The organism is Streptomyces sp. NPDC026062 (assembly GCF_055568375.1).
This window is the reverse complement of record NZ_JBVHOQ010000011.1, coordinates 1-26,057: the sequence shown is the minus strand read 5'-3', so window position 1 is coordinate 26,057 and position 26,057 is coordinate 1. Positions and strand designations below refer to the sequence as shown.

The window sequence follows — 26,057 nt, the reverse complement described above, 5'->3', positions numbered from 1 at the left end:
CGCGGGGGCGGCCACCGCCCGCCGCGGCGCCCTTATGTTGGGCGCCGCCCCCCCCGCCCCCCCCCCCCCCCCGCCGGGGGGGCGGCGGCCGCCCCCCCCCCCCCCCCCGCCCGTTCCGCTTGACCCCTGCGCGGTGAAGAAGGCCGGCCGATCAGGCGACCGGGCCTTCGTCAGCGTGCTCGTCGTGACGAACGGCCCCGGGTCACTGCCCCGGGGCGGGCATCTCGAACCAGACCACCTTGCCGGTCGACAGGCGCGTCGCGCCCCACCGCCGGGCCAGCCGGTTCACCAGGAAGAGGCCTCGGCCGCCCTCGTCCATGTCCCGGGCGCGGCGCTGCCGTGGCAGCTGCGGGGAGTCGTCGCCGACCTCGCAGCGCAGGATGTCGGTGCGCAGCAGCCGCAGGGTGACCGGCCGTTCCGCGTACCGGACGGCGTTGGTCACCACCTCGCTGACCAGGAGTTCCACCGAGTCCGACAGGTCGTCGAGCCCCCAGCGGCTGAGGGCGCGGCGGGCCAGCCTGCGGGCCCGGCCGGGGGCGGAGTCCTCCGGCTCCAGGAACCAGTAGGCGACATCGCTCGGCGCGATGCCGTCGAAGCGGGCGGCGAGCAGCGCGATGTCGTCGTCCCGGTCGCCGGGGCCGAGCATGTCCAGCACGTCGTCGCAGAGGGCTTCCAGCGGCGGCGAGTGGTCGGGGCCGGTCAGCCGGGCCGTGGCGGCGAGCCGCTCGCGGAGCTGCTCGATGCCCGTCCAGACGTCCCGCAGCCGCGACTCCACCAGCCCGTCGGTGTAGAGGAGCAGCGTGGCGCCGGCGGGAGCGTCCAGCTCGACGGCCTCGAAGTCCACCCCGCCGACACCGATCGGGGCGCCCGGCGGCACCTTCAGCACCTCGGCGCGACCGCCGAGGTGGAGGAGGACGGGCGGCGGGTGGCCGGCGTTGGCGATGGTGATGCGGTGCGCGACGGGGTCGTACACCGCGTAGAGGCAGGTCGCCATGCGGTCGCTGCCGAGCCGCTGGGCCTGCTCGTCGAGGTGGTGCAGGACCTCCTGGGGCGGCAGGTCGAGCCCGGCCAGGGTCTGGGCGGTGGTGCGCAGCTGGCCCATGATCGCGGCGGAGGTCATGGAGTGGCCCATGACGTCGCCGACGACCAGGGCGACCCGGCTGCCGGGCAGCGGGATCGCGTCGTACCAGTCGCCGCCCACCCGGGCCGTCTCGGCGGCGGGGAGGTAGCGGGAGGCCAGCCGGACGCCGGTGGGCTGCGGGAGCGAGTCGGGCAGCATGGTGCGCTGGAGCTCGTCGGCGATGTACGCCTCGCGGCCGTACAGCACGGCCTTGTCGATGCCGAGCGCGGTGTGCGTCGCCAGCTGGGCCGCGACCAGCAGGTCGTTGGCCTCGAAGGGCGGGCGTTCGGTGCCCCGGAGGAAGACCGCCGCGCCGATCACCCGGCGCCGTCCGCGCAGCGGTGCGAGGATCGCCCGGTGGCCGGAGGGCACGGTGCGGCCCGCGCCGAGCAGTTCCGGCAGTGCGACCCGGGCCGCGGCGGAGTCGCCGAAGACCGGCCGCACCCCGCGCAGCACCTCGGCCAGCGCGCCGCCGGCCAGGACCTCGCACAGTTCCGACGCGGGCGTCAGATCCGTCTGCGGGTCGATGACGGGCAGCCGCAGCCGCTCGGTCTCCGAGAAGTTCTCGGTGTCCTCGTCGCTCAGCCGCAGCCGGTCGGAGCGGCGCAGCCGCAGTACGAACGGGCTGACGGGCCGTTCGTCGCCGACCGGCAGCGGGTCGCGGAGGTAGACGAGTATGGCGTCGGAGAACGTCGGCACACTGGCCCGGCAGAGCCCGAGCACGATCTCGTCCAGGTCTATGCCGCGGGCGATCCGCCGGGTCGCGGCACCGACGAAGCGCAGCCGGTCGCCCTCACGGCGGGCCGCCGCCTGGGGATCGGGGGCGGCCGAGGGGCCCGTACCGGCCGGGACCGGGTTGGGGGCCTTGGCCGGGGCCGGGATCGCCGCACCGGCGGCGGCCGCCGACGCGGCGTCGCGCTGCCGTGGCCGGGTGCGTTCCTGCGACCGGGCGGCGAGAGGCTGTCGGCCTTCGTGGGAGGTGGGGTGCTCCGTCACGCGTGGGGTTCCGTCCGTCCGGGCCGGTTGTATGAGGCAATCACCTCGTGGGGCGCTACTGTGCCCCGGCAAGAGCGGCGATCACAACGGCTGACATCTGGTGCCCCGGTACAAGGGGCCGAAACCGGATGTCCGCGTGGGGCGTCGGTGACAACGTTTCCGGCGGCCGGGCGGCGGTCGGTGAGCACGTCTCCACCCCTCGTCATGGCTTATGCGATTCAGGCAACTCGTGTGACTCATAAGACTGATGCGGTCATGAAGCGTGCAACGTGTGCGATAAGTCGATGACTTGCGGTCAGGTCGTGTGCTGCGCCCGTCGGTTGGGGCGAAGCCGATCTTCTCGGGACGATCCTACGGTTGCCCCCCTGGGGTGCATCAAGGGTCTCACGACGGGATGGCGGAGGGGGTGCGGTCCCAGTCATCCGGCAACCGGTCCCAGTCGGCGGGCAGCGCGGGCACCCGCCAGCGCGGGTCGGGCCGCCAGTCCTCCCAGCCGTCCCGGAACGGCGCCCCCCAGTCGCGGATCACCCCGAGTGCCGCCTGTCCCGCCGCACGCACCCTGCGGGCGGCGGCGGGGGTCATCAGGCCGACCTGCTGGGCCTGGGCGAACTCGTCCTCGTCACGCCAGAGCCAGCTGTGGTCCGGGTAGACCGAGATGTCGAGGAAGTGGTCCTCGGAGTCGATGCCGCCGGTCCAGCGGGTCCGGGGTTCCTCCAGGTTCACGTACCAGCTGCGGAACGCCCAGCCCTGGTCCCAGAACAGCCAGACGGACCACGGTTCGCCGGGCCGGGCCAGCTTCAGCACCCCGTTGCCCAGCCAGGGCGAGCGGGTGACGGTGCGCGGGGCCGTGTACCGGGTGGCGAGCGGTTCGGCGTGCACGTCGGTGCCGTCCGCCAGTACCGGCTTCACACACTCGGTGCCGGGGGCGACCCACACGGCGAGCAGCTCGTCGGTGTCCTGGACGACCGTGACGGGACGGCAGATGTGTACGGGGTTCGGGGTCCGGCCGGGACCGGGGCCGTGCCGCCGAGGTCCGTTGCCGCGGTAGCGCCACAGGATCTGATCACCCGGCGCCCAGCGCTCGGTCTCTCCGGTACCTGTCATGGAGAGATCTTAGTGAGCACGCCCCCGGTGCGCAGCGACGCGCGTCACGGACGGGTCATGCGCAGCACGTCCAGCGCCTCGTCGAGCTGTTCCACGGTGAGGTCGCCGCGCTCGACATAGCCCGAGGCCAGCACGACCTCGCGGATCGTCCGCCGTTCGGCCAGGGACTTCTTGGCGACCTTCGCGGCCTCCTCGTAGCCGATGTACTTGTTCAGCGGGGTGACGACGGACGGCGAGGACTCCGCGTACTCCCTGGCCCGGTCCGCGTTCGCCGTGATCCCGTCGACCGTACGGTCCGCGAGCAGCCGGGAGACGTTGGCCAGCAGCCGGACGGATTCCAGCAGGTTCTTCGCGATGACCGGGAGCATCACGTTCAGCTCGAAGTTGCCGGCGGCGCCCGCGACGGCGACCGTGGCGTCGTTCCCCATCACCTGGGCGGCGACCATCAGCACCGCCTCGGGAATGACCGGATTTACCTTCCCCGGCATGATCGAGGACCCCGGCTGGAGGTCGGGGAGGTTGATCTCGGCCAGTCCGGTGCGCGGTCCCGAGGCCATCCAGCGCAGGTCGTTGGAGATCTTGGTGAGGGAGACCGCGATCGTGCGGAGCTGGCCGGAGGTCTCGACGATCCCGTCCCGCGCGCCCTGCGCCTCGAAGTGGTCCCGGGCCTCGGTCAGCGGCAGCCCGGTGGCGCGGGCGACCTCGGCGATGACGGCGGCGGAGAAGCCGGGCGGGGTGTTGATGCCGGTGCCCACGGCCGTCCCGCCGAGCGGCAGTTCGGCGAGGCGGGGGAGCGAGGCGCGCAGCCGCTCGACGCCGTGGCGGATCTGGGCGGCGTACCCGCCGAACTCCTGGCCCAGGGTGACGGGGGTGGCGTCCATGAGGTGCGTACGTCCGGACTTCACCACGTCCGCGAACTCGGCGGACTTGCGCTCCAGCGCCGCCGCCAGATGGTCCAGGGCCGGAATCAGCTCGCCCGTCACCGCGCCGGTCGCGGCGATGTGGATGGAGGAGGGGAAGACGTCGTTGGAGGACTGCGAGGCGTTGACGTGGTCATTGGGGTGGACGTCGCGGCCGAGGCGTTCGGTGGCGAGCGTGGCCAGGACCTCGTTGGTATTCATGTTCGAAGAGGTGCCGGAACCTGTCTGGAAGACGTCGATCGGGAAATGCGCGTCCCAGCGTCCCTCGGCGACCTCGGCCGCGGCCTCCTGGATCGCCTCCGAGATCTCGGGGTCCACCACCTTCAGCTCGGCGTTCACCTTGGCCGCCGCCGCCTTGACGCGGGCCAGGGCCTCGATGTGGGCCCGCTCCAGGCGCTGCCCGGAGACGGGGAAGTTCTCCACGGCCCGCTGGGTCTGGGCCCGCCACTTCGCGTCGGCGGGCACCCTCACCTCGCCCATGGAGTCGTGCTCGACGCGGTAGCCCTCGCCGCCCGCCGGTGTCGTTGCCTCGTTCATCGTCGTTCAACCTCCTGAAAAAGATGAGCACTTGTCTTGTTACATGTATTCCCAAGTGCGCTACCGACCAGTAAATACCGGGGGTAACCACAACCTCGGGAGGCGCAATGACGCGCACCAGATACAGACTCCGATGTACGGCCGCGGCGGTCGCGGCCATGGCGGCGGCGCTGGGCGGCATGACCGTGGCCGCCGGTCCGGCGGGCGCTGCCCAGCCCGATACCACCAGTACCTCATCCACCGCCCTGTCACCCGAACTGGAGGCCATCCGCGCCGCGGAGGCCACCCGGCTGTACGGCGACCCGGCCGAGCGCCCGCTCGCCGAACGCAAGACCGGGCTGATCTCGCTCGGCGACAGCGAGATCTCGGGCGAAGGCGTCGGCACGTACGAGGCGGGCACCAACGGCCCCGACAACTGGTGCCACCGCTCACCCGACTCCGCCATCCACCGCACCGGGATCCCGGCCGACGTCACGTACAACGTCTCCTGCTCCGGCGCGTACACCGGGAACATCGTCATCGGCGGCTCGAAGCAGTACGCCGACGAGCTGGTGCAGAGCGACAGCCTCGCCATCAAGGCGCGCAACACCCGCATCAAGATGATCGTGCTGGTGGCGGGCGCCAACGACGACCTCCAGTTCGGTCCGGTCATGACGGACTGCGTCACGCGCTGGGTCCTCAGCCAGGGGACCTGTGAGCCGAAGTACGCGGGAGGCTGGCAGGCCCGCGTCGACGGGCTCGTCCCCAAGGTCGAGCAGACCGTGCGCGACCTGCGGACCGTGATGACCGGCGCCGGTTACGCCACCGGCGACTACAAGCTCGTCGTCATGGGCTACCCGAGCCCCATCGGCCCGGACTTCTACGACAACCCGAACTTCCCCGGCAAGCTTCCCGGCGGCTGCGCCGGATACGACACCGACGCCGCCTGGGGCCGCAACGTCGCCGTTCCGGCCTTCGAGCGCGGCATGCGCGAGGCCGCGGCCGACACCGGAGCGGTCTACCTCGACAACTCCCGGCTCTTCCACGGCCACGAGGTGTGCAGCGAGTCCACCTGGGCCCGAGGCCTGTTCATCGACCTCTCGCACTTCCCGCCGGACTCCAACTCCGTCCGCCAGTCCTTCCACCCCAACGCGGCCGGCCACGGCGCCTTCGCGTCCTGCCTGACCCAGATCTACAACTCGGGCCTGCGCGAGGCGAGCTGCGCCGACCCGGCGAGCACCGGAAAGCCCGTGCTCCAGTCCGGGGCCTGGGACGACCTCTTCACGCCCCTGCGCGGCGAGGCGACGGGCAGCTGCCTGGACGCCCCCGCGTCGGTCACCCGCAACAACACCGGTGTCACCGGCTGGGAGTGCCACGGCGGCCGTAACCAGGGCTGGTGGTACGACTCCGCCACGAAGAACCTCCGCACCCAGCTGAGCCACGACCGCTGCCTGGACGTGCCGGGCGCCGAGTACAAGGCGGGCGCGGCCCTGATCCTCTACAACTGCTCGGGCGCGGCCAACCAGCAGTTCGTCCGGCAGTCGGGCACCCTGCGCCCGGCCGCGTCGACGGGGCTGTGCGCCACCCTGGCCGGCGCCCATGACCCGCTGCGGCTCCAGCCCTGCGACGGAAGCGCGCAGCAGCGCTTCGCGTAGGTCCTCCGCCCGGATCGCACGGTACGGGGAGGAGCCGCACCCGGCCCCTCCCCGTACCCCGCTCCCCGCTCTCAGTCCGAGGTCACGAACGCGCCCAGGATCGCCGCCAGGTGCCCGGGGTCCTCCGCGCCGCACAGCTCGCGCGCCGAGTGCATCGACAGACCCGGCACACCCACGTCGACGGTCTGCACACCCAGCCTGGCCGCCGTGAGCGGGCCGATCGACGTACCGCACGGCATCGCGTTGTTTGAGACGAACGGCTGCCACGGCGCGCCCGCGCGCTCGCAGGCCGAGGCGAACACCGCGATCCCGGTCGAGTCGGTGGCGTAACGCTGATTGACGTTGACCTTGACCGTGGGGCCGTTGTTGGGCAGCGGACGGTGATCGGGGTCGTGACGCTCCGCGTAGTTGGGGTGGACCGCGTGCGCCATGTCGGCCGAGACGCAGAAGGCGCCCGCGAGCGCCCGCGACCAGTCCTCGGAGCTGCCGCCCCTGGCCTTCACGGAACGGCTCAGCACGTTCTCCAGCAGCGGGCTCTGCGCACCCGTGTCGGAGCCGCTGCCGACCTCCTCGTGGTCGAAGGCCGCCAGGACCGGGATGTACACGGGCTCCGCGGCCGAGGCCGCCGCGGCGGCCAGCGCCGTGACGCCCGCGTGCACCGACACCAGGTTGTCCAGCCGCGACGCGACGACGAACTCCCGCTCCGCGCCCAGATATCCGGGCGGCTGGATGTCGTGGAGCATCAGGTCCCAGCCGAGCACCTCGTCCGGCTCGGCCTCCGCGGCCTCCGCGACCCGGCGCAGCAGCGCCCCCTCCTCGGCGGCGCCGAGCGACCAGACCGGGGCGACATGCCGCTGCCGGTCGAGCGCGAGGCCCTCGTTGACGGAACGGTCCAGGTGGATCGCCAGCTGGGGCACGCGCAGGAGCGGTTCGTCGATCTGGACGAGCCGGGAGTCGGTCCGGCCGCCCGGGCCGCGCAGCGCCAGCCGGCCGGAGATGCCCAGATCACGGTCGAGCCAGGTGTTGAGCGGCACCCCGCCGTAGATCTCCACCGCGATCTGCCGCCAGCCGGCGGAACCGGTGTCCGGGGTGGGCTTGATCCGCAGGTTCGGCGAGTCGGTGTGGGTGCCGATGATCCGGAACGGCGTGTGGGAGGGCGTGCCCTCGGGGGCGTACCAGGCGATCAGGGCGCCGCCGCGGACGACGAAGCTGCCGCCCGTGGTGCCCGTCCAGTCGTCGGTGCCGCGCAGCTCACGGAAACCGGCCTTCTCCAGGCGCTGGGCGGCGCTCGCCACCGCGTGGTACGGGGAGGGGCTCGCCCTGATGAAGGAGAGCAGGTCGTCGGCGTGGCTGCGGTGAGGGACCGGCGTCATGCGCTGTCCGCCTTTCCGGAGTGTGACGGTGGGAGTGGCTCGGGCTTGGGTGTTCGGACGGCGGGGTGTCGTGGTCCCGGCGTCCGGAGCGGGAGACAGGGTGTTCCGGGGGAGGCGCGGTCTGCCGGATGCCCGACAACTCACCGCATCGGCCCGGGGTCCCGCAAGCAGTGCGGACGTCCGCCTGCGTGAAAGCGGCGGTGCGGCCGGGGCCGGGGCGGGTGGTGCGCGACCGGCCGGGGCGGCGGTGCGCGGTCCGGACCGCACGTCCGGGGCGACCGGCCCCGCGCGCCGGCCCCGCGTCCGAGGTGCGATCCGGCCGCGAGGGCGAGGCGGGTGCTACCGGACGGCGTTGCGCGAGATTGGCCGATTTTCGTCGTACGAGGACCTGCCGCGCGGCCCGTCACGGCGCCGGCGGCGTCGACGCCGCCCTGCGCAGACCCGTCACCCGGACCAGGAACACCGCCGCCATCAGCAGAGCCACACCGTGGGACCAGCCGACGACGGTCAGCGGGCTGAAGCGGTCGAGGGCAGCCGCGACGAGGATCATCCCGGCGCCGAAGCCGAGGTTCTCCACCGTCGCGGAGAGACCGAAGGCGTGGGCCCGCAGCGCGGTCGGCAACGTCTGCAGATGCGAGGTGTACGAGACCTCCGTGAGCCCGTCGGCGGCCCCGGCGACCAGGGCGATCACGGCAGTGGCGACCAGCGGGAACCCGGCGAAGGCCAGGATGAACGCCCCCGACATCAGACAGGTGCCGTAGCCGAAGCCCAGCGCGCCCACGGACCGGCCGGTGCGCCGCCCGTACCGCTGGATCAGCTGCTGCGCCACGATGTTGCCGAGCGCCCACAGACACCAGAAGGCGCTGACGAACACGGCGGGGCGCGAGGCGTCGAGCTCGCTGGAGTAGACCGGAAGCGCGGCGTTGTGCGAGGAGGAGCCGAGGGCGTCGACACCGCGCAGCGCCACCATCAGTCCGAGGCCGGGCGCCGCGGCCAGGGCGGTCAGTGCGACGGGCACCCGCCGCCGGGCCGGCTTCTGCTCCTGCTTCTGCTCCTGTGCCGGTTCCTGCTCAGGCGTCCGGGTCCGCGTCCGTACCGGTTTCCCCTCCCCGCCGCCGGGTATCGGCAGCAGCGCCACCGTCGCCGCGCAGACCGCGAACGTGGCCATGTCCACCAGGAACGCGGCGGTGTACCCCACGAGCGAGACGACCACGCCCGCCGAGGCGAATCCGGCCACCATGGCCAGCGAACGCCCGGTGATGGAAAGGGAGTTGGCCCAGGAACGCCGCTCCTCGCCCACCATCTCGGGAATGGAACTGCGCAGCGACACCATGAACAGCGTCCCGCAGGAGCCGACCACCACCGACACGGCGACCAGCGCTGCCGTACGCAGACCGTCCGGGGCGAAAACCAGCAGCAGCATCACCGCCGCCTGCGCGATATTCGTCCAGAGCATGACGCTTTTCGCGCTGAACCGGGCGAGCAGACCACCGGCTGCCAGTCCGGCAACGAATCCGGACGCCAGCCGGACCGCCATGAACAGGCCCATGGCGAGGGCCCGGCCCGTCGTCTCGTAGACGAACAGGTTGAGCGCGACCATATTCAGGAACGTGCCGTACGACGAGATGGCGTAGCCCGTCACCAGGAATCGATAACGCCGTTCACCGCGTGGGGAGTCGGCCGATTGTCCGGGGGACAGCTGCGGGGAGTCGTCGGTGCCTGATGTCACCTCTTCATCGTCGCCGAGGTGCTCCGGCTCTCCGCTGTCTTCCTGTATGTACAAAGGTAATCTGCATACTTGTGAAGGACGACCAATCCCGCCCACCGGCATGTGATTGCCGCGAATCGTCGGCGGACGGCTCGTGGGGCCGTCCCGCGTCGGAGCAGCCCTGCGAGGGCGCACTCGCGGTGTACCGGCGTGCGCTGGTGAGGGGAAGCCTTCCCCGGGACCAGGTGACCGGCTGTCTGGTGGCGCTCCATCTGATGGTCGCGGACCGCGAGTCACCGGGCTCCATGATTCCCGTACCGCCCGAGACGGCGTCGCACGCCGCGACCGCCCCGCTCCAGGAGGCGATCCTCGAACGGCGCCGCACTCTGCGTGCCACCCGCGCCGCGCTCTCCGCCTTCGAGTCCCTGTACGCCGATGTGCACCGGTCGGAGCAGCCCGCGCTCACGCCGCTCTCCGGGGCGGCCGTCATCAGCCGGGCACTGGACGCCGGGGTGGCGGGCTGTCACGAGGAGGTCCGCACCGCCCACCCCGGGGGCGGCCGCCCCGCGGACGTACTCCAGGAGGCCCTGATCCGGGACCTCGGCAATCTCAGCCGGGGGATCCGGCAGCGGACCATCTACCAGCACACCGTCCGCTCCGACCGTGCGACGCTCTCGTACATCGAGCAGGTGACCGCCGCAGGGGCGGAGGTCAGGACACTCGCCGAGGTCGTCGACCGGGTGATCGTCCTCGACCTGGACCTCGCCTTCGTCCCGTTCTCCGACGAGCCGCAACAGGCCCTGCGCATCCAGCACCCGTCGCTGGTGCGCTTCCTGGCCCGCGGCTTCGACGAGGCGTGGGCCCGTGCGGTCCCCGTACGGCCCGAGCGGGCGCCCCTGCGTACCCCCGTCATCACGTCCGACCTGCAACGCACCATTCTGCTCGCGGTGGTCAACGGGGAGACGGACGCGTCGATCGCCCGTCGGATCGGGATGAGCCGCCGCAGCGTCGCCGAACACATGCGGAAGGTGTCCGAGCAGCTGGGCAGCACCAGCCGCGCCCAACTCGGCTATCTCGTGGCGACTTCGGGGCTGCTGGACGGATGAGGCGAGGCGGGTCGGGGCCGGCTGGGTGCCTGACGGCTGAGGCCGGCTGGTCGGGTGCGGACGGCGGGTGCGGACGGCTGAGGGGTGCCCCGGCCGCTGGAAACCACCAGTGACCGGGACACCCCTCGGGACCTGCCTGGCTCTCGGGGCCTGTTGGCCCGTCCGTGCCTGTTCGTGCCTGCCCGTGCCTGTCCGTGCGCCTGTTCGTGCCTGCCCGTTCGTCAGCCGAGGCCGGGGCCGCGCACCGGAATGCTGGTGAACGTCGGGGCGGGGGCCGGCTCGGTGAAGAAGTCGTTGCCCTTGTCGTCGACGACGACGAACGCCGGGAAGTCCTCGACCTCGATCTTCCAGACCGCCTCCATGCCGAGCTCCTCGTACTCGACGACCTCGACCTTCTTGATGCAGTCCTGAGCGAGGCGTGCGGCCGGGCCGCCGATCGAACCGAGGTAGAAGCCGCCGTGCGCGTCGCACGCGTCGGTGACCTGTCTGGACCGGTTGCCCTTCGCCAGCATCACCTTGGAGCCGCCCGCCGCCTGGAACTGCGCGACGTAGCTGTCCATCCGGCCGGCCGTCGTCGGGCCGAAGGAACCGGAGGCGTAGCCCTCGGGCGTCTTCGCCGGACCCGCGTAGTACACCGGGTGGTCCTTCAGGTACCGCGGCATCTCCTCGCCCGCGTCCAGCCGCTCCTTGATCTTGGCGTGCGCGATGTCGCGCGCCACGACCAGCGGGCCGGTCAGCGAGAGGCGGGTCTTGACCGGGTACTTGGTCAGCTCGGCGAGGATGTCGTCCATCGGCCGGTTGAGGTCGATCTTCACGACGTCGCCGGCCTCGTCGAGGTGCTCGTCGGTGGTGTCGGGGAGGAAACGGGCCGGGTCCTTCTCCAGCTGCTCCAGGAAGACGCCCTCGGCGGTGATCTTCGCGGTCGCCTGGCGGTCGGCCGAGCAGGACACGGCGATGGCGACGGGCAGCGAGGCGCCGTGCCGGGGGAGGCGGACCACACGCACGTCGTGGCAGAAGTACTTGCCGCCGAACTGCGCCCCGATGCCGATCTTCTGCGTCAGCTCGAAGACCTTCTGCTCCAGCTCCTGGTCGCGGAAGCCGTGGCCGGTCGGGGATCCCTCGGAGGGCAGCTCGTCCAGGTAGTGCGCGGAGGCGTACTTCGCGGTCTTCAGCGCGAACTCGGCCGACGTGCCGCCGACGACGATCGCCAGGTGGTACGGCGGGCAGGCCGCCGTACCCAGCGAACGGATCTTCTCCTCCAGGAACTTCATCATGGAGGCCTCGTTGAGGACCGCCTTGGTCTCCTGGAAGAGGAACGACTTGTTGGCCGAGCCGCCGCCCTTGGCCATGAAGAGGAACTTGTACGCGCCGCCGTCGGTCGCGTACAGCTCGATCTGGGCCGGGAGGTTGGAGCCGGTGTTCTTCTCGTCCCACATGTTCAGCGGGGCCATCTGCGAGTAGCGCAGGTTGAGCTTGGTGTACGCGTCGAAGATGCCGTGCGACAGGGCCTCCTCGTCACCGCCCGACGTCAGCACGTTCTGCCCGCGCTTGCCCATGACGATCGCGGTGCCGGTGTCCTGGCACATCGGCAGGACACCGGCGGCGGCGATGTTCGCGTTCTTCAGCAGGTCGAGAGCGACGAACTTGTCGTTGGACGACGCCTCGGGGTCGTCCACGATCCGCCGCAGCTGCGCCAGGTGCGCGGGCCGCAGATAGTGCGAGATGTCGTGCATGGCCTCGGCGGCCAGGGTGCGCAGCGCCTCCGGCTCGACCTTGAGGAACGTACGTCCGTCGGCCTCGAAGGTGGACACACCCTCGGCGGTGACCAGGCGGTAAGGCGTGGTGTCCTCTCCCAGGGGGAGCAGATCGGAGTACGCAAACTCTGGCATTACGGCCATTCCTCACTCGGCAGACAGCGGCTGACCTCCCTTGGGCAGCGCACCCACCAGGGTAGGACCCCGCGGGCGCGGCGAGCCTGTGAGGTAGGGCTCACCGGATCCGGCCGCACGCCCGGGGCTCCGCTGTGCACCCGGGGCCGGCCGTACGCCCGGGTCGATCGCGATATACGCCGGCGCGCCCACTCACCCCCTAGTCGCGATCTATCGCGTTTGGGTACGCTGGGCCGGTGGACCTCGAAAAGCACCCCCAGCAGCCCACCGCGCGGGCGGAACCCGACGTCATCCGTGCCTCCGACGCGGACCGCGACCGGATCGCGGACATCCTGCGTGAGGCGATGGCGGAGGGGCGGCTGACGGCCGACGAGCATGCTGAGCGGGTCGATTCCGTCTACCGGGCCAAGACCGTCGGGGAACTCGAACCGCTGGTACGGGACCTGCCGACGCCGGGCACCACGAGGGCTGCCGCAGCCTCGTACGACCGCGCTCCCGAGATGCCGACGGGTCCCGCCGACAACCTGGTGGCCGTCTTCAGCAGTTCCACCCGTAAGGGGCGCTGGCGGGTCGGCGGGCGCACGAACGCGTTCGCGCTGTTCGGCAGCGTGGAAATCGACCTGACCGAGGCCCTTTTCGGTCAGCGGCTCACCGTGATCAACGCGACGTCCGTCTTCGGAAGTGTCGAGATCAAGGTGCCCGAGAACATCTCGCTGCGCGGCAGCGGAACGGGTGTTTTCGGCAATTTCGAAGTGGCCACGCTGGAATCGGCGGATCCGGAGGCCCCCGTGGTCGCCGTCAACGGATATTCGGTGTTCGGCAGCGTCGAGGCAAAGCGCAAGCGCGGCAAGTTCATTGCGGATCTGCAGGACCGGCTGCGCAAGCACCTCGGTCACTGAGGTCCGCGCGTGACGGAGTGCGGCAGTGCGGTAGTGCGGTAGTTCGGCGGTGCGGCAGCGCGGTAGTTCGGCGGTGCGCGGAACGTGGAATCGGGTGCGGAATCGGGCGGAAATGCGCGCGACCGGAATTCCGTGGCCCGAACTGAGTGCCACTCAGTGCATAGGCGTGCGTACAGCGGGTAGGGAGTGCTGCATCGTCTCTCGTCGCGAAGCCGTCGTCAGGAGTGGACCGTGCTGCAACTGCCGCATCAGCCCCTGCAGGTCGCCGCTGTCCCTCCCCAGCGGGCCCCCGCTCGGGAGGACCAGGCCGGCCCCTGGCATTCGGAGGCGGTGTGCCGCCGGGATGAAGCCGGGCTGTTCTTCGCCCCGTCGAAGGAGCCGACTGCTGCCCGGCTGTTACGCGAGGAGTCCGCGAAGCGGGTCTGCGCGCGCTGTCCGGTGATGATCGAATGCCGGGAACACGCCTTGGTGCAACCGGAGCCCTACGGGGTATGGGGCGGCCTCACGGCTGCCGAACGCCGGGTGGCGCTCGCCCGGCGCAGACGGCGCGAGGCCGAACTCAAGGCATCCGGCGCGACCGGTCACATTGCCGCAGTCGGCTGACCGGCCGTCCGGCCGCTCGTATTGCGGTTGTCTCCCCGCTGTCTTTCTGCCGCTGTCGTCCGGCTGCTTCCCGCTGCTTCCGGCCGCCTTCGGTTCCGATGGTCTCCGGCGTTGTCCGGCTGCCCCGGACCCGCCTGCGCGAAGAGGCGCCCCCACCGCACATGGGGGGCGCCTCTTCGGGCGGACGGGTCCCGGGCAGCCGGACGGGCCGGGCCCCGGCGGAAGGCCCTATGTCACTTGGCGCGGTCGAAGTCGATCGCGCTGTAGGCGCGCAGCTTCGACAGCCGGTGGGTGGAGTCGATCTTCCGGATGGTGCCCGACTTCGAGCGCATGACGATCGACTCGGTGGTCGCCGTCTCCGCGCGGTAGCGGACGCCGCGCATCAGCTCGCCGTCCGTGATGCCGGTCGCCACGAAGAACACGTTGTCGCCGCTGACCAGGTCGTCCGTGGACAGCACCCGGTCCAGGTCGTGCCCGGCGTCCAGGGCGCGCTGGCGTTCGGCATCGTCCTTCGGCCAGAGTTTGCCCTGGATGACACCGCCGAGGCACTTTATGGCGCAGGCCGAGATGATGCCTTCGGGTGTGCCGCCGATCCCCATGAGCAGGTCGACGCCGGTGCCCTCGCGAGCGGCCATGATCGAGCCCGCGACGTCGCCGTCGGAGATGAACTTGATGCGGGCGCCGGTCTCCCGGATCTCCTTGACGATGCCCTCGTGGCGAGGGCGGTCCAGGACGACGACGGTGACGTCCTCGGGCATGGAGTTCTTCGCCCTGGCGACCCGCCGGATGTTCACTGAGACGGGGGCGTTGATGTCGACGAAGTCGGCGGCCTCGGGGCCGGTGACCAGCTTGTCCATGTAGAAGACGGCGGACGGGTCGAACATCGCGCCCCGGTCGGCCGCGGCCAGTACGGCGATGGCGTTCGGCATGCCCTTGGCGTTCAGGGTGGTGCCGTCGATGGGGTCGACGGCGATGTCGACCTCGGGGCCGGTCCCGTCGCCGACGCGCTCACCGTTGAACAGCATGGGGGCTTCGTCCTTCTCGCCCTCACCGATGACGACGATGCCGTTCATCGACACGGTGGAGACGAGGGTCCGCATGGCCTTCACGGCGGCACCGTCGGCGCCGATCTTGTCCCCGCGACCGACCCAGCGCCCGGCGGCCATGGCGGCGGCCTCGGTGACCCGGACGAGCTCCAGGGCGAGGTTGCGGTCGGGGGCCTCCGGAGAGACTTCCAGCTGGGACGGCAGATGATGCTCGGACATCGGAGCGCACCTTTCTGTACGACGACGACCGGATGAGGGTGATGTGACTCTATCGTCAGGTCGATAAAATGAGCAGACCGGGTCACGGATGAGCGGTTGTGCCGGATTCCGACCGGCGGTGGGGCGCTGTGGCCGGGTCCTGTGACCGGGGCCGTACCCGGTCCCGCGAGCCGGTCCCGTCGGGGCTGATGCGACCATGGGTGCGTGGCAAGCAAGCGAGGCAAGCAGACAGTGCTGGACATGTTCCGGTCGTTGGCGGTGATCGCCGCCGTGGCGGGGGTCGTCTACATCTTCGTCCCGCACGACGACAAGGCCGATCCGGTCAAGGCGGTCGACTACCGGGTCGAACTCCTCACCGCGCGGCGCGCGGCCCCGTACCCGGTGGCCGCTCCCAGCGGTCTGGCGCAGGACTGGAAGCCCACCTCGGTCGGTTACGACAGTGCGGCGGGCGACAGCTGGCACCTGGGCTTCCTCGACCCGGACGGCAAGTACGTCGCTGTGGAGCAGTCCACGTCTCCGGCGAAGAAGTACGTCACCGAGGTCAGCCAGAAGGCGAAGGACACCGGCCGTACGCAGCAGGTGGCGGGGGAGACCTGGCAGCACTGGGAGGGCCCGAAGTACGACGCCCTCGTGCGCCAGGACAAGGGGGCGACCACGGTCGTGACCGGGTCCGCCTCGACGGAGCGGCTGGCGGAGATGGCGGCGTCGCTCAAGACGTCCTGACCACTCGGGGCCCTGGGGTATGAGACATGAGGAAGGCCCTGGAGCACGCGCTCCAGGGCCTTCCTCATGTCTCATACCCCAGGGGGCGCCGGGACTCAGACGGTCTTGACGACCTCGTCGAACGCGAGACGCGGCAGACGCGGGAACCAGGCGTCCTCGCCCGGCTTGCCGATGTTGACGACCATCAGCAGGTTGTGGTCGGCGTCCAGGAACTCCTTCTCGATGCCGGCGGCGTCGAGACCGGTCATCGGGCCGGCGGCCAGGCCGGCGGCGCGGACGCCGATGATGAAGTAGGCGGCCTGGAGGGCGCCGTTCAGTGCGGCGGCCTGCTCACGGACCGGACGCTCGGAGAAGAACGCGTCCTTGGCCTGCGGGAAGTGCGGCAGGAGGGCCGGGAGCTCCTCGTGGAACTCGTTGTCGGTGGCCAGGATCGCGACCAGCGGAGCGGTCGAGGTCTTGGCCTGGTTACCCTCGGCCATGTGGGAGACCAGGCGGGCGCGGGCGTCGTCCGAGCGGACCAGTATGACGCGCAGCGGCGACTGGTTGAACGCGGTCGGGCCGTACTTGACCAGGTCGTAGATCGCCTGGACCTGCTCCTCGGTCACCGGCTCGTCGGTGAAGGTGTTGGCGGTGCGGGCCTCACGGAAGAGGAGGTCCTGGGCGGCGGGGTCAAGAACGAGGGACATCTTGCGTATTACCTTCCGGACGTACACGGGGGATCGAGCAACTCCGATCACGGTACGGGAGAGGTAGGTTAACTTTCAACTAAAGCGGTGCTGGAGTGACCTACCGCACACGGTGGATGGCTTGCGCTGTTTCGTCCCGTCTGCGTCCGCCCGGGAAGCACGCTCCGGCGCCGCGCCCCCGGCCGGCCCGCGCAACCGGCCGCGCCCCCCGGCCGGCCCGCGTGGTCCGCCGCGTCCCGGGTGCTTGCTCAGCCCGCGTGGTCCGCCGCGTCCCCGGTGTGGTCCGCGAGGCCCTCCGCGTTCCTGCCAGGGGTCTTCTCCGCGGCGCCCTCCGCCGGGTCGGCAGGTCCCGCCAGCGCCGCGTCGAGGCGGGCCCGCGCGCCCTCCAGCCAGTGCCGGCACACCGTCGCGAGCTCCTCGCCCCGCTCCCACAGAGCCAGGGAGTCCTCCAGCGAGGTTCCGCCCGCCTCCAGCCGGCGCACCACCTCGATCAGCTCGTCACGCGCCTGCTCGTAGCCGAGCGTGCTCGTGGCCGCAGCCGCCGTCGTCCCGTCGTCCGTCATGTGATCCACCCTATGCGTCGAAAATGTCCGTCCGTTCCGGCCCCGGCCGGCCTTCGGGGGCCCGTGTACCGGCCTCCGAAGCTGTGCCTCACTCGGCGACCCGCACCACGAACTCGCCCCCCGAGACCCGGGCCCGCAGCGCGTCTCCGGCGGCGCCCGCGTCGGCCGGGTCCCGGACCACGTGTCCGTCGGCCCGCTGGAGCACCGCGTACCCGCGCTCCAGCGTCGCCGCGGGCGACAGCGCGAGCACCCGGGCGCGGGTGTGGGCGAGCTCCGAGTCCGCGCGGTCCAGCAGATGCCCCAGCACCCGCCTGCCGCGCCCGAGCAGCGCGTCGATTTCGGACGCCCGATCGTCCACCATCCGATGCGGGTGCTCCATGGAAGGCCGCCCCAGTGCGTGCGCCAGACCCCGCTCCTCCCGGTCGAGCAGCCCCCGTACCGCCCGCAGCGAACGGTCCCGCAGCTGCCGCACCCGGTCCAGCTCCTCGCTCACATCGGGCACGATGCGCTTCGCGGCGTCCGTGGGGGTGGAGGCCCGCACGTCGGCGACCAGGTCGAGCAGGGGGGAGTCCGGCTCGTGCCCGATCGCCGAGACGATCGGGGTGCGGCAGGCGGCGACCGTACGGATCAGCTCCTCGTCCGAGAACGGCAGCAGATCCTCGACGCTGCCGCCGCCCCGCGCCACGACGATCACGTCCACCTCGGCGACGGCATCCAGCTCCTTGACCGCCCGGACCACCTGGTTCACCGCGTGCGCGCCCTGCACCGCGGTGTTGCGCACCTCAAAACGGACCGCGGGCCACCGGCGGCGCGCGTTCTCCAGCACATCGCGCTCGGCCGCCGACGCGCGTCCGCAGACGAGACCGATCAGCTGCGGCAGGAAGGGCAGCGGTTTCTTGCGGTCGCGAGCGAAGAGACCCTCCGAGGCCAGGGACTTCTTCAGCTGCTCCAGCCGGACCAGCAGCTCGCCGATGCCGACCGGCCGGATCTCCGTGGCACGCAGCGAGAGCTGACCGCGGGGCGCGTACCACTCGGGCTTCGCGAGGACGACGACCCGCGCCCCCTCCGTCACCACGTCCGCGATCCGGTCGAAGGCCTGCCGGAAGCACGTCACGCTCACCGAGACGTCGTGCGACGGATCGCGCAGGGTCAGGAACACCACCCCGGCACCCGGCCGTCGCGACAGCTGAGTGATCTGCCCCTCGACCCAGACCGCGCCGAGCCGGTCGATCCAGCCACCGATCAGCCGCGACACGTCACCGACGGGCAGCGGAGCTTCCGGGGAAGTTTGCAGAGCCATACGAGCGAGCGTATCCGCCGACACCGACACCGACACCGACACCGACACCGACTCCGACATCCGTGCCCGCACCGACACCAGTGCCGAGACCGAAACCGGTGCTGAAACCGACGCCGATGCCGACGCCGACACCGGCACCGACGCCCCGGACAACTCCCCCCGAGCACCCCCTCAGACAGCAACCCCTCTCAGACAGCTGCCCTCCTCAGGCAGCTCCCCTCAGACAGCTCCCTCCTGGCGCCTACCCCTCAAGCCACCACCCGGCGCCCCCGCTGCAACGCCAGCACCACCAACCCCACCACCAGCCAGCACGCGCCCACCACCTGAGCACTCGCCGTCGCCTCCACGATCACCGCGATCAGCACCCCGGCACCCACCACCGGGATCAGGACGTGCCGCCACCAGACGGGCGGTCCCTCCATCCGCCGTACCGCGAACCAGCCGACCACCGAAGCGTGGAGCAGGACGAACGCGGTCAGCGCCCCGATGTCCACCACCGACACCAGATGATCCAGACCGTCGTCGCGCCGGGCCGCCCACACCGCCGCGACCATCGTCACGACCGCCGCGATCAGGATCGCGACCCGCGGCACCCCCGAGCGCGGATCGACCTTGGACAGCAGCGCCGGCAACCGGCGCTCCCGGGCCATCGCGAAGAGCAGCCGCCCCGCGGCCGCCTGTCCCGCCAGAGCCGCGAACGCCGCCCCGATCGCCTTGCTCACCGCCACCAGATCGTGCAGCCAGGACCCGACCGCGGCATCCACCGTGTCGTAGAACGCCGATCCCTGAGCGCCCGGATCCGCGGTCAGCTCCGCCGACGTCATCGGCTCCAGGAGCGCGGCCAGATACGCCTGCGCGACGAACAGGACCCCCGCCAGCACCAGGCAGAACAGCACCGCGCGCGCCACCTTCGCCGAACCGCCCGTCACCTCCTCCGCGAACGAGGCGATGGCGTCGAAGCCCAGATACGAGAGCACCGCAACGGACACGGCGCCCAGCACCGCCGTCGCTGAGAAGCCGGAATCCCCGGTGAGCGGCGTCAGCCAGCCGCGCTGCGCCCCGTCCCGTACGAGGACCACGACTGCGGAGACCACGAACACCAGCAGCACCACGATCTCCATCGCGAGCACCGCGAAGCCGACCCGGGCCGCCGCCCGTACGCCCCAGAGGTTGAGCAGCGTGGTGAGGACCACCGCCAGCGCGGTCCACACCCAACGTGACACCTCCGGCACCAGCGAGTTCATCGCGATCCCGGAGAAGAGGTAGGCGACCGCCGGGATCAGCAGGTAGTCGAGCATCGCCATCCACCCGGCGATGAACCCCGGCCCCTCGCCCAGACCCTTGCGCGCGTACGCGAAGACGGAACCCGCCAGCGGGGCGACCCGCACCATCTGGGCGTAACTGAAGGCGGTGAACGCCATGACGACGGTCGCGGCGATGTACACCAGCGCCACGGCCCCGTCGGACTTCGCGTCGAGGGTGCCGAAGACGCCGACGGGGGCCATCGGGGCGATGAACAGCAGCCCGTAGACCACCAGATCCCGGAATCCGAGCGTCCGCCGCAGCCCTACCCGTTCGGTGGAGCCGGAGCCGGAGCCGGAGCCGGAGCCGGAGCCGCGACCGGCCTCCGTGCCGCCCTCACCGCCTTCGCGGCCGGCCCCCGCGCCGCTCCCGCCGCCCTCGCTGCCGGAATCCGTGCCGCTGCCGGCCATGAGCCCTCCGTCGTTCGCGTCGTCGTTGGCGTCGTCGGTCGTGTGATCGGTTGCGTGATGAGTCGTCGGTCGCGTGATGATCAGTCTCCCGACCCCGCCGTCCCCGCGCCTGTTCGATACGGCCTTACGATGGGAGGCATGACTGCTACGACACCCCGCCGCGTCCTGCTCGCCGCTCCCCGTGGCTACTGCGCGGGCGTGGACCGTGCCGTGATCGCCGTGGAGAAGGCCCTGGAGCAGTACGGCTCCCCGGTCTACGTACGCCACGAGATCGTCCACAACAAGTACGTCGTACAGACCCTGGAGAAGAAGGGTGCGATCTTCGTCGAGGAGACCGCGGAGGTCCCCGAGGGCTCGATCGTCATGTTCTCCGCGCACGGCGTCGCGCCGACCGTGCACGAGGAGGCGGCGGAGCGGAAGCTCGCCACGATCGACGCGACCTGCCCCCTCGTGACCAAGGTCCACAAGGAGGCCGTCCGCTTCGCGCAGGACGACTTCGACATCCTCCTGATCGGCCACGAGGGCCACGAGGAGGTCATCGGCACCTCGGGCGAGGCCCCCGACCACATCACCCTGGTCGACGGCCCCGAGGACGTCGCGAACGTGGAGGTGCGCGACCCGTCCAGGGTCGTCTGGCTCTCCCAGACCACGCTCTCGGTCGACGAGACGATGGAGACGGTCGGCGCGCTGAAGGAGAAGTTCCCGCTCCTGATCTCGCCGCCCAGCGACGACATCTGCTACGCCACGCAGAACCGTCAGATCGCGGTGAAGCAGATGGGCGCGGACGCCGACCTGGTGATCGTCGTCGGCTCGAAGAACTCCTCGAACTCGGTCCGCCTCGTCGAGGTCGCTCTCGGCGCGGGTGCGGGTGCCTCGTATCTCGTCGACGCCGCCGACGAGATCGACGAGGCCTGGCTGGAGGGCGTCTCCACGGTCGGGGTCACCTCCGGCGCGTCCGTTCCCGAGGTACTGGTGGACGGCGTCCTGGCCTGGCTCTCCGAGCGGGGCTTCGAGGACGTGGAGATCGTGAAGGCGGCCGAGGAGTCGATCGTGTTCTCGCTGCCCAAGGAGCTCCGACGCGATCTGCGCGCGGAGGCGGCGGCACTGTCCGCCGAATAGGGCCTGCCGGCACAGCGCCCTTCGTCCGTCACCGGACCCCGGTCGGTCGCTGTCCCGGACCCCGGTCGGTCGGCTCTCCGCCCCGATCTCCGGCTCGATTCCCGATCTCCGTCCGGATTTCTGTTCGAATTCTTGTTCGGCTTTCCCTTGGATTGCCGTTCCAGGAAGTGGGCGGCGCCGGGTGCCCGTACCGTGGATCACATGGAGATCTTCGGCGTGGACATCGGCGGATCCGGGATCAAGGGCGCTCCCGTGGACCTGGAGCGCGGAGACCTGGCGCAGGAGCGCTTCAAGGTACTCACCCCGCACCCCGCCACCCCCGAGGACGTGGCGGGGAGCGTGGCCGAGGTGGTCGGCCACTTCGACTGGAAGGGGCCGGTGGGTATCACCTTCCCGGGTGTCGTGACCGGCGGCCTGACCCGTACCGCGGCCAATGTCGACAAGGGCTGGGTCGATCTGGACGCCCGCACCCTGCTCGGCGACAAGCTCGGCCTCCCGGTCACCGTCCTGAACGACGCGGACGCGGCCGGTATCGCCGAGATGACCTTCGGAGCGGGCCGGGGCCGCAAGGGCACGGTCATCGTGCTGACACTCGGTACGGGGATCGGCAGCGCGCTCTTCATCGACGGCAGGCTGGTTCCCAACACCGAGCTCGGCCATCTGGAGCTGCACGGACACGACGCGGAGAAGCACGCTTCCACCAAGGCCAAGGAGGACGAGGACCTGAGCTGGCACCACTGGGCGCACCGGGTGCAGAAGTACCTGGCCCATGTGGAGATGCTGTTCTCGCCCGAGCTGTTCATCATCGGCGGCGGAGTCAGCCGCAAGGCCGGGAAATTCCTGCCGCTCATCGAGCACGTGCGGGCCGAGATGGTGCCCGCGGAACTGCAGAACAACGCGGGCATCGTGGGCGCGGCGATGGCGGCGGCGGGCAGCTGAGGCCCGCCGGACGGCTGTCAGTGCAGTGACGTACGCCGCAGTGCTCTCCCCGCCCCTCTGACGCTACGGCTCTCCGGAGTGAATGGCCGGTCAGCGCCGGGACGGGCGTCGTGGGGTCCGTCCGGCGGGCCGGGAAGCCGGTGACGGCTGTCCGGCCGGCCGCGCGGTCTGTGCCGCCAGCAGCATCCGCCGCTGCCGGGCCCGCATCAGCCGGACCTTCCGTACGGTCGCGATGAGCCCGGCGACGAGGGTGCCGCCGTACAGCCAGCCGGCGTGGACGGCGAGGGCGGTGACGACGGCCATGGCCTGTCCGCCGAAGCCGCCCGTGCCACCGGAGATCGGGATGATGCCGACGGCGAACGCGATCGGCACGCTGATCGGAGCGGTCACCAGGTCGGCGGGCCGCACCCAGAGCGCGGTCAGCGCGCTGACCGGCAGGAACAGCACACCGAACACGGCGGACGAGGCATCGAACAGCAGCCAGTCCACACAGCCGATCACGAACATGACAGCGGCCGCGAAGAGCCCGGCACCGATGCCGGTCAGCCGGGGATTGGGCAGTCGTCGCAGGGCGAGCACGGCGGGCGCCACCGGGCGGGGCCGGCCTGCCGGAGTGCTCATCACCCGGTAGGCGGTCGCGCCGTCGGCGGCGGGCCCCTCCGCTTCCTTGGTCCCGAGCGGGGACAGCGGGGCCGGTCGGGTCTGCCTGCGCTGGGGGGGACGTGTCCTGTGCTGCTCCACCGGGACAACGTAGGTTGCCGGGCGGGCGGAAGCGGGTGCGGGACACGCGCTTTGACCGACCTTGGCGATGAGTTCGATGCCACACGGCCCAACGGGAACCGATTCCGCCCCGTTCGTCTCCCCGGCCGGGCTCCCGGCCGGGGCTGCGGATCCGTCCTCGCACCGACCCGTGACCGGCCGCCCGCCCCCGCCCGTAAACTGGAGAATCGGCCCACCCGGGCCCGACGTCCATTCGAGCCCGTCCACCCCCTAGGGAAGTCGCCACCGTGTCGCTCACGATCGGAATCGTCGGTCTGCCGAATGTCGGCAAATCGACCCTTTTCAACGCCCTGACCAAGAACGACGTGCTGGCGGCCAACTACCCGTTCGCCACGATCGAGCCGAACGTCGGCGTCGTCGGCGTCCCCGACCCGCGCCTGAACAAGCTCGCGGAGATCTTCGGCTCCCAGAAGCTGCTCCCGGCGACGGTCGACTTCGTCGACATCGCGGGCATCGTGCGCGGCGCGAGCGAGGGCGAGGGCCTGGGCAACAAGTTCCTCGCGAACATCCGCGAGTCGGACGCGATCTGCCAGGTCATCCGCGCCTTCAAGGACGAGAACGTCGTCCACGTCGACGGCAAGGTCTCGCCCAAGGACGACATCGAGACGATCAACACCGAGCTGATCCTCGCCGACCTCCAGTCCGTCGAGAAGGCCGTCCCGCGCCTCACGAAGGAGGCCCGCCTCCAGAAGGAGAAGGTCGCGGTCCTGGCCGCGGTCGAGGAGGCCCAGAAGATCCTGGAGGCGGGCGACACCCTCTTCCACGCGGGCATCACCGCCGGCACCGAGAAGGGCCGCCTCCTCCACGAGCTGCACCTGCTGACCACCAAGCCCTTCCTCTACGTCTTCAACGTCGACGAGGACGAGCTGGTCGACGAGGACTTCAAGAACGAGCAGCGCGCACTGGTCGCCCCGGCCGAGGCCATCTTCCTGAACGCCAAGATCGAGTCCGAGCTGATCGAGCTCGACGACGACGAGGCGCTGGAGCTCCTCCAGTCGATGGGCCAGGAAGAGCCCGGCCTCGCCACCCTCGGCCGCGTCGGCTTCGACACCCTGGGCCTTCAGACCTACCTCACGGCAGGCCCGAAGGAGACCCGTGCCTGGACGATCAAGAAGGGCGCCACGGCCCCCGAGGCTGCCGGTGTGATCCACACCGACTTCCAGAAGGGCTTCATCAAGGCGGAGATCATCTCCTTCGACGACCTGGTCGAGACGGGCTCGGTCGCCGAGGCCCGCGCCAAGGGCAAGGCGCGCATGGAGGGCAAGGACTACGTCATGCAGGACGGGGACGTGGTGGAGTTCCGCTTCAATGTGTAGCGGCTGACATATCACCACGTCGCTGATCTCGCAAACGTGCAGGTCAAATAGGGTCCGGCTCTTCGGGGTCGGGCCCTTTGAGTCTTCCCGTGCTGGGATGGTGCTGGGATAGCTGACCCCTCGTCACCTGTCATCACCCCTGGTCGTCCCTACCGTGCTGGGATGGGATGCCCTGCCGGTGCTGGGATCCACTCCGGTGAGTAGCTGAACCGTGGGACGGTGGGTGCTGGCTCTGGCAAAGTGAACGGCACTGCTAGACGATTCTCGTGAGGAACTTGTGAGCACGCTCGGTAGCTTCATTTGGTCAATCGCTGACCAGCTTCGGGGCCCCTATCGCCCCAACCAGTACGGGACGGTGGTCCTCCCGTTCACCATCCTGCGGCGGCTCGACTGCATCCTTGAACCCGATCAGTCGACGGTGCGAGAGTTGGCGACGAAGTTCGAGAATCCGAACCGGCTCAAGGTCGAGGTCAAGAAGGTCACGGGCGAACCTTCTACAACACCTCCAACTACTCGTTCGCGAACCTGCTGGAGGACGCGGACGGCTTGGTGGACAACCTCACTGACTACGTCGACCGGTTCTCTGACGACGTGGACGTGTTCGAGTACTTCGACTTCAAGAAGGAGATCCTGGCTCTGGAGAAGGCCGGGCTCCTTCGCGAGATCGTCAAGTCCTTCGGCAAGGTCGACCTTCACCCTGATGTGGTGTCGAACTCCGACATGGGCGATGCCTTCGAATACATCATCCGCAAGTTCAATGAGGCAGCGAACGAGACCTCTGGAGACCACTACACACCGCGCGACGCGATCCGGCTGCTGGTCGACTTGCTCTTCGCGGAGAAGGATGTCGACCTCACCGAGGGAGGCATCATCCGGTCGCTGTACGACCCCACTGCCGGTACGGGCGGCATGCTCTCGCTGGCAGAAGAGCACCTGCTTGCCGAGAACCCCGGCGCGAAGCTGAGCCTGTACGGCCAGGAGTACAACCCGCAGTCGTACGCCATCTGCAAGTCTGACCTGCTCGCCAAGGGCCACGACGCGACCAACATCGCCTTCGGTAACACGCTCACCGACGACGCCTTCAAGGGCCGCCAGTTCGACTACTGCATGTCCAACCCGCCCTACGGCGTGGACTGGAAGCAGTACGTCAAGGCGGTCAAGGATGAGCGCGACTCCGCTGGCCCCTACGGCCGCTTCGCGCCGGGCCTCCCCGCGACCTCCGACGGGCAGATGCTCTTCCTGCTCCATCTGGCCCACAAGATGCGCGCGCCCGAGGACGGCGGCGGTCGAGTCGGCATCGTCATGAACGGCTCTCCGCTCTTCAATGGCGCCGCCGAATCTGGTCCTTCCAACATCCGACGGTGGCTGCTGGAGAACGACCTCGTCGAGGCGATCGTCGCCCTGCCGACCAATATGTTTTTCAACACCGGCATCACCACCTATATCTGGATCCTGGACAACACCAAGCACCCCGACCGCCAGGGCAAGGTGCAGCTGATCGATGGCACGTCGTTCTGGACCAAGATGCGCAAGAACCTCGGCGCCAAGGGACGCGAAATCAGTGACACCGACCGAGCTAAGGTCGTGCGACTGTACGCCGATTTCGAGGACGCCGATCCCGAACTATCCAAGGTGCTGCGCAACGACGAGTTCGGCTACTGGACGGTCAGTGAGCCTTTTCCAACCTCAGGTTGAGGCGTGGTGAAGGACGACGACGGCCTTCACGATGTCGGTGATCCGGTTGGTGCTGCAGCGGAGCTTCCGC

At 70.4% G+C, this 26,057-nt stretch carries 21 protein-coding genes and 1 pseudogene; 10 read left to right on the top strand and 12 right to left on the bottom strand.

All coding sequences use genetic code 11. The annotated features are described in order from the left end of the window. Positions 1-202 precede the first annotated feature (202 nt). The 3 genes from ACZ4LX_RS12365 to ACZ4LX_RS12355 all read right to left on the bottom strand — a co-directional run bounded on the left by ACZ4LX_RS12365 (position 203) and on the right by ACZ4LX_RS12355 (position 4,677). The gene (locus ACZ4LX_RS12365; protein WP_467643423.1) at positions 203-2,116 is read right to left on the bottom strand and encodes a SpoIIE family protein phosphatase; all 1,914 of its coding nucleotides are present in this window, start codon (positions 2,114-2,116) and stop codon (positions 203-205) included. Positions 2,117-2,500: 384 nt separating this feature from the next. After that, a complete protein-coding gene (gene fomD / locus ACZ4LX_RS12360; RefSeq protein ID WP_467643425.1) occupies positions 2,501-3,220 on the bottom strand; it encodes a cytidylyl-2-hydroxypropylphosphonate hydrolase in 720 nt (239 codons plus the stop codon). 44 nt (positions 3,221-3,264) lie between these two features. Beyond that, the gene (locus ACZ4LX_RS12355) at positions 3,265-4,677 is read right to left on the bottom strand and encodes a class II fumarate hydratase (protein WP_467643428.1); all 1,413 of its coding nucleotides are present in this window, start codon (positions 4,675-4,677) and stop codon (positions 3,265-3,267) included. Positions 4,678-4,784: 107 nt separating this feature from the next. On the opposite strand from ACZ4LX_RS12355, the gene ACZ4LX_RS12350 reads away from it, so the two are divergent. After that, complete coding sequence (locus tag ACZ4LX_RS12350; RefSeq protein ID WP_467643431.1) at positions 4,785-6,311, top strand: ricin-type beta-trefoil lectin domain protein; 1,527 nt, start codon at positions 4,785-4,787, stop codon at positions 6,309-6,311. A gap of 71 nt (positions 6,312-6,382) precedes the next feature. Here the strand turns inward: ACZ4LX_RS12350 and ACZ4LX_RS12345 are convergent, their stop codons facing one another. Beyond that, the gene (locus tag ACZ4LX_RS12345) at positions 6,383-7,684 is read right to left on the bottom strand and encodes a M18 family aminopeptidase (RefSeq protein ID WP_467643433.1); all 1,302 of its coding nucleotides are present in this window, start codon (positions 7,682-7,684) and stop codon (positions 6,383-6,385) included. A 403-nt stretch (positions 7,685-8,087) separates the two neighbouring features. Continuing rightward, positions 8,088-9,284: an MFS transporter gene (locus tag ACZ4LX_RS12340; RefSeq protein ID WP_467643496.1), complete on the bottom strand. Its 1,197-nt coding sequence runs from the start codon at positions 9,282-9,284 to the stop codon at positions 8,088-8,090. 200 nt (positions 9,285-9,484) lie between these two features. Here ACZ4LX_RS12340 and ACZ4LX_RS12335 point away from each other — a divergent pair, with 200 nt between their 5' ends. Continuing rightward, the gene (locus ACZ4LX_RS12335; RefSeq protein ID WP_467643435.1) at positions 9,485-10,498 is read left to right on the top strand and encodes a helix-turn-helix transcriptional regulator; all 1,014 of its coding nucleotides are present in this window, start codon (positions 9,485-9,487) and stop codon (positions 10,496-10,498) included. 221 nt (positions 10,499-10,719) lie between these two features. Here ACZ4LX_RS12335 and ACZ4LX_RS12330 read toward each other — a convergent pair whose 3' ends face one another. Further along, positions 10,720-12,387: a fumarate hydratase gene (locus ACZ4LX_RS12330; protein WP_467643438.1), complete on the bottom strand. Its 1,668-nt coding sequence runs from the start codon at positions 12,385-12,387 to the stop codon at positions 10,720-10,722. A 236-nt stretch (positions 12,388-12,623) separates the two neighbouring features. Between ACZ4LX_RS12330 and ACZ4LX_RS12325 the strand changes: the two genes are divergently transcribed. Both ACZ4LX_RS12325 and ACZ4LX_RS12320 read left to right on the top strand, forming a co-directional pair. Then, positions 12,624-13,286: a DUF1707 SHOCT-like domain-containing protein gene (locus ACZ4LX_RS12325; RefSeq protein WP_467643440.1), complete on the top strand. Its 663-nt coding sequence runs from the start codon at positions 12,624-12,626 to the stop codon at positions 13,284-13,286. 231 nt (positions 13,287-13,517) lie between these two features. Continuing rightward, positions 13,518-13,889 carry a WhiB family transcriptional regulator gene (locus tag ACZ4LX_RS12320; protein ID WP_467643443.1) on the top strand — a complete coding sequence of 124 codons (372 nt, stop codon included), beginning with the start codon at positions 13,518-13,520 and terminating at the stop codon, positions 13,887-13,889. Between the two features lie 233 nt (positions 13,890-14,122). Here ACZ4LX_RS12320 and glpX read toward each other — a convergent pair whose 3' ends face one another. Continuing rightward, on the bottom strand, positions 14,123-15,154 hold the full coding sequence (gene glpX, locus ACZ4LX_RS12315; protein ID WP_467643446.1) for a class II fructose-bisphosphatase: 1,032 nt from the start codon (positions 15,152-15,154) through the stop codon (positions 14,123-14,125). 204 nt (positions 15,155-15,358) lie between these two features. Here glpX and ACZ4LX_RS12310 point away from each other — a divergent pair, with 204 nt between their 5' ends. Next, the gene (locus tag ACZ4LX_RS12310; protein WP_467643448.1) at positions 15,359-15,877 is read left to right on the top strand and encodes a DUF4245 domain-containing protein; all 519 of its coding nucleotides are present in this window, start codon (positions 15,359-15,361) and stop codon (positions 15,875-15,877) included. A gap of 95 nt (positions 15,878-15,972) precedes the next feature. Here ACZ4LX_RS12310 and ACZ4LX_RS12305 read toward each other — a convergent pair whose 3' ends face one another. The 4 genes from ACZ4LX_RS12305 to ACZ4LX_RS12290 form a co-directional block, all read right to left on the bottom strand. Continuing rightward, entirely contained in the window at positions 15,973-16,563 is a 591-nt protein-coding gene (locus ACZ4LX_RS12305) for a malonic semialdehyde reductase (protein ID WP_467643452.1), read from the bottom strand. Positions 16,564-16,811: 248 nt separating this feature from the next. Further along, positions 16,812-17,126 carry an exodeoxyribonuclease VII small subunit gene (locus ACZ4LX_RS12300; protein WP_467643455.1) on the bottom strand — a complete coding sequence of 105 codons (315 nt, stop codon included), beginning with the start codon at positions 17,124-17,126 and terminating at the stop codon, positions 16,812-16,814. Positions 17,127-17,214: 88 nt separating this feature from the next. After that, positions 17,215-18,426: an exodeoxyribonuclease VII large subunit gene (xseA, locus tag ACZ4LX_RS12295; protein WP_467643458.1), complete on the bottom strand. Its 1,212-nt coding sequence runs from the start codon at positions 18,424-18,426 to the stop codon at positions 17,215-17,217. 248 nt (positions 18,427-18,674) lie between these two features. Beyond that, a complete protein-coding gene (locus ACZ4LX_RS12290) occupies positions 18,675-20,138 on the bottom strand; it encodes an APC family permease (RefSeq protein WP_467643462.1) in 1,464 nt (487 codons plus the stop codon). 129 nt (positions 20,139-20,267) lie between these two features. Here ACZ4LX_RS12290 and ACZ4LX_RS12285 point away from each other — a divergent pair, with 129 nt between their 5' ends. Together ACZ4LX_RS12285 and ppgK are read left to right on the top strand one after the other, a co-directional pair. Beyond that, positions 20,268-21,257 (top strand): 4-hydroxy-3-methylbut-2-enyl diphosphate reductase, encoded by a 990-nt coding sequence (locus ACZ4LX_RS12285; RefSeq protein WP_467643466.1) that lies wholly within the window; start codon positions 20,268-20,270, stop codon positions 21,255-21,257. A gap of 201 nt (positions 21,258-21,458) precedes the next feature. Next, on the top strand, positions 21,459-22,196 hold the full coding sequence (gene ppgK, locus ACZ4LX_RS12280; RefSeq protein WP_467643469.1) for a polyphosphate--glucose phosphotransferase: 738 nt from the start codon (positions 21,459-21,461) through the stop codon (positions 22,194-22,196). A 90-nt stretch (positions 22,197-22,286) separates the two neighbouring features. Here ppgK and ACZ4LX_RS12275 read toward each other — a convergent pair whose 3' ends face one another. Beyond that, entirely contained in the window at positions 22,287-22,817 is a 531-nt protein-coding gene (locus ACZ4LX_RS12275) for a DUF6542 domain-containing protein (RefSeq protein ID WP_467643499.1), read from the bottom strand. Between the two features lie 386 nt (positions 22,818-23,203). On the opposite strand from ACZ4LX_RS12275, the gene ychF reads away from it, so the two are divergent. The 3 genes and pseudogenes from ychF to ACZ4LX_RS12260 all read left to right on the top strand — a co-directional run bounded on the left by ychF (position 23,204) and on the right by ACZ4LX_RS12260 (position 25,987). Beyond that, positions 23,204-24,292, top strand: coding sequence for a redox-regulated ATPase YchF (gene ychF, locus ACZ4LX_RS12270; protein WP_351391896.1), 1,089 nt, complete (start codon positions 23,204-23,206; stop codon positions 24,290-24,292). 277 nt (positions 24,293-24,569) lie between these two features. Continuing rightward, positions 24,570-24,695: pseudogene (locus tag ACZ4LX_RS12265) on the top strand (type I restriction-modification system subunit M N-terminal domain-containing protein); the annotation flags it as partial. A 122-nt stretch (positions 24,696-24,817) separates the two neighbouring features. Beyond that, complete coding sequence (locus ACZ4LX_RS12260) at positions 24,818-25,987, top strand: HsdM family class I SAM-dependent methyltransferase (RefSeq protein WP_467721169.1); 1,170 nt, start codon at positions 24,818-24,820, stop codon at positions 25,985-25,987. Positions 25,988-26,057: the final 70 nt, after the last annotated feature.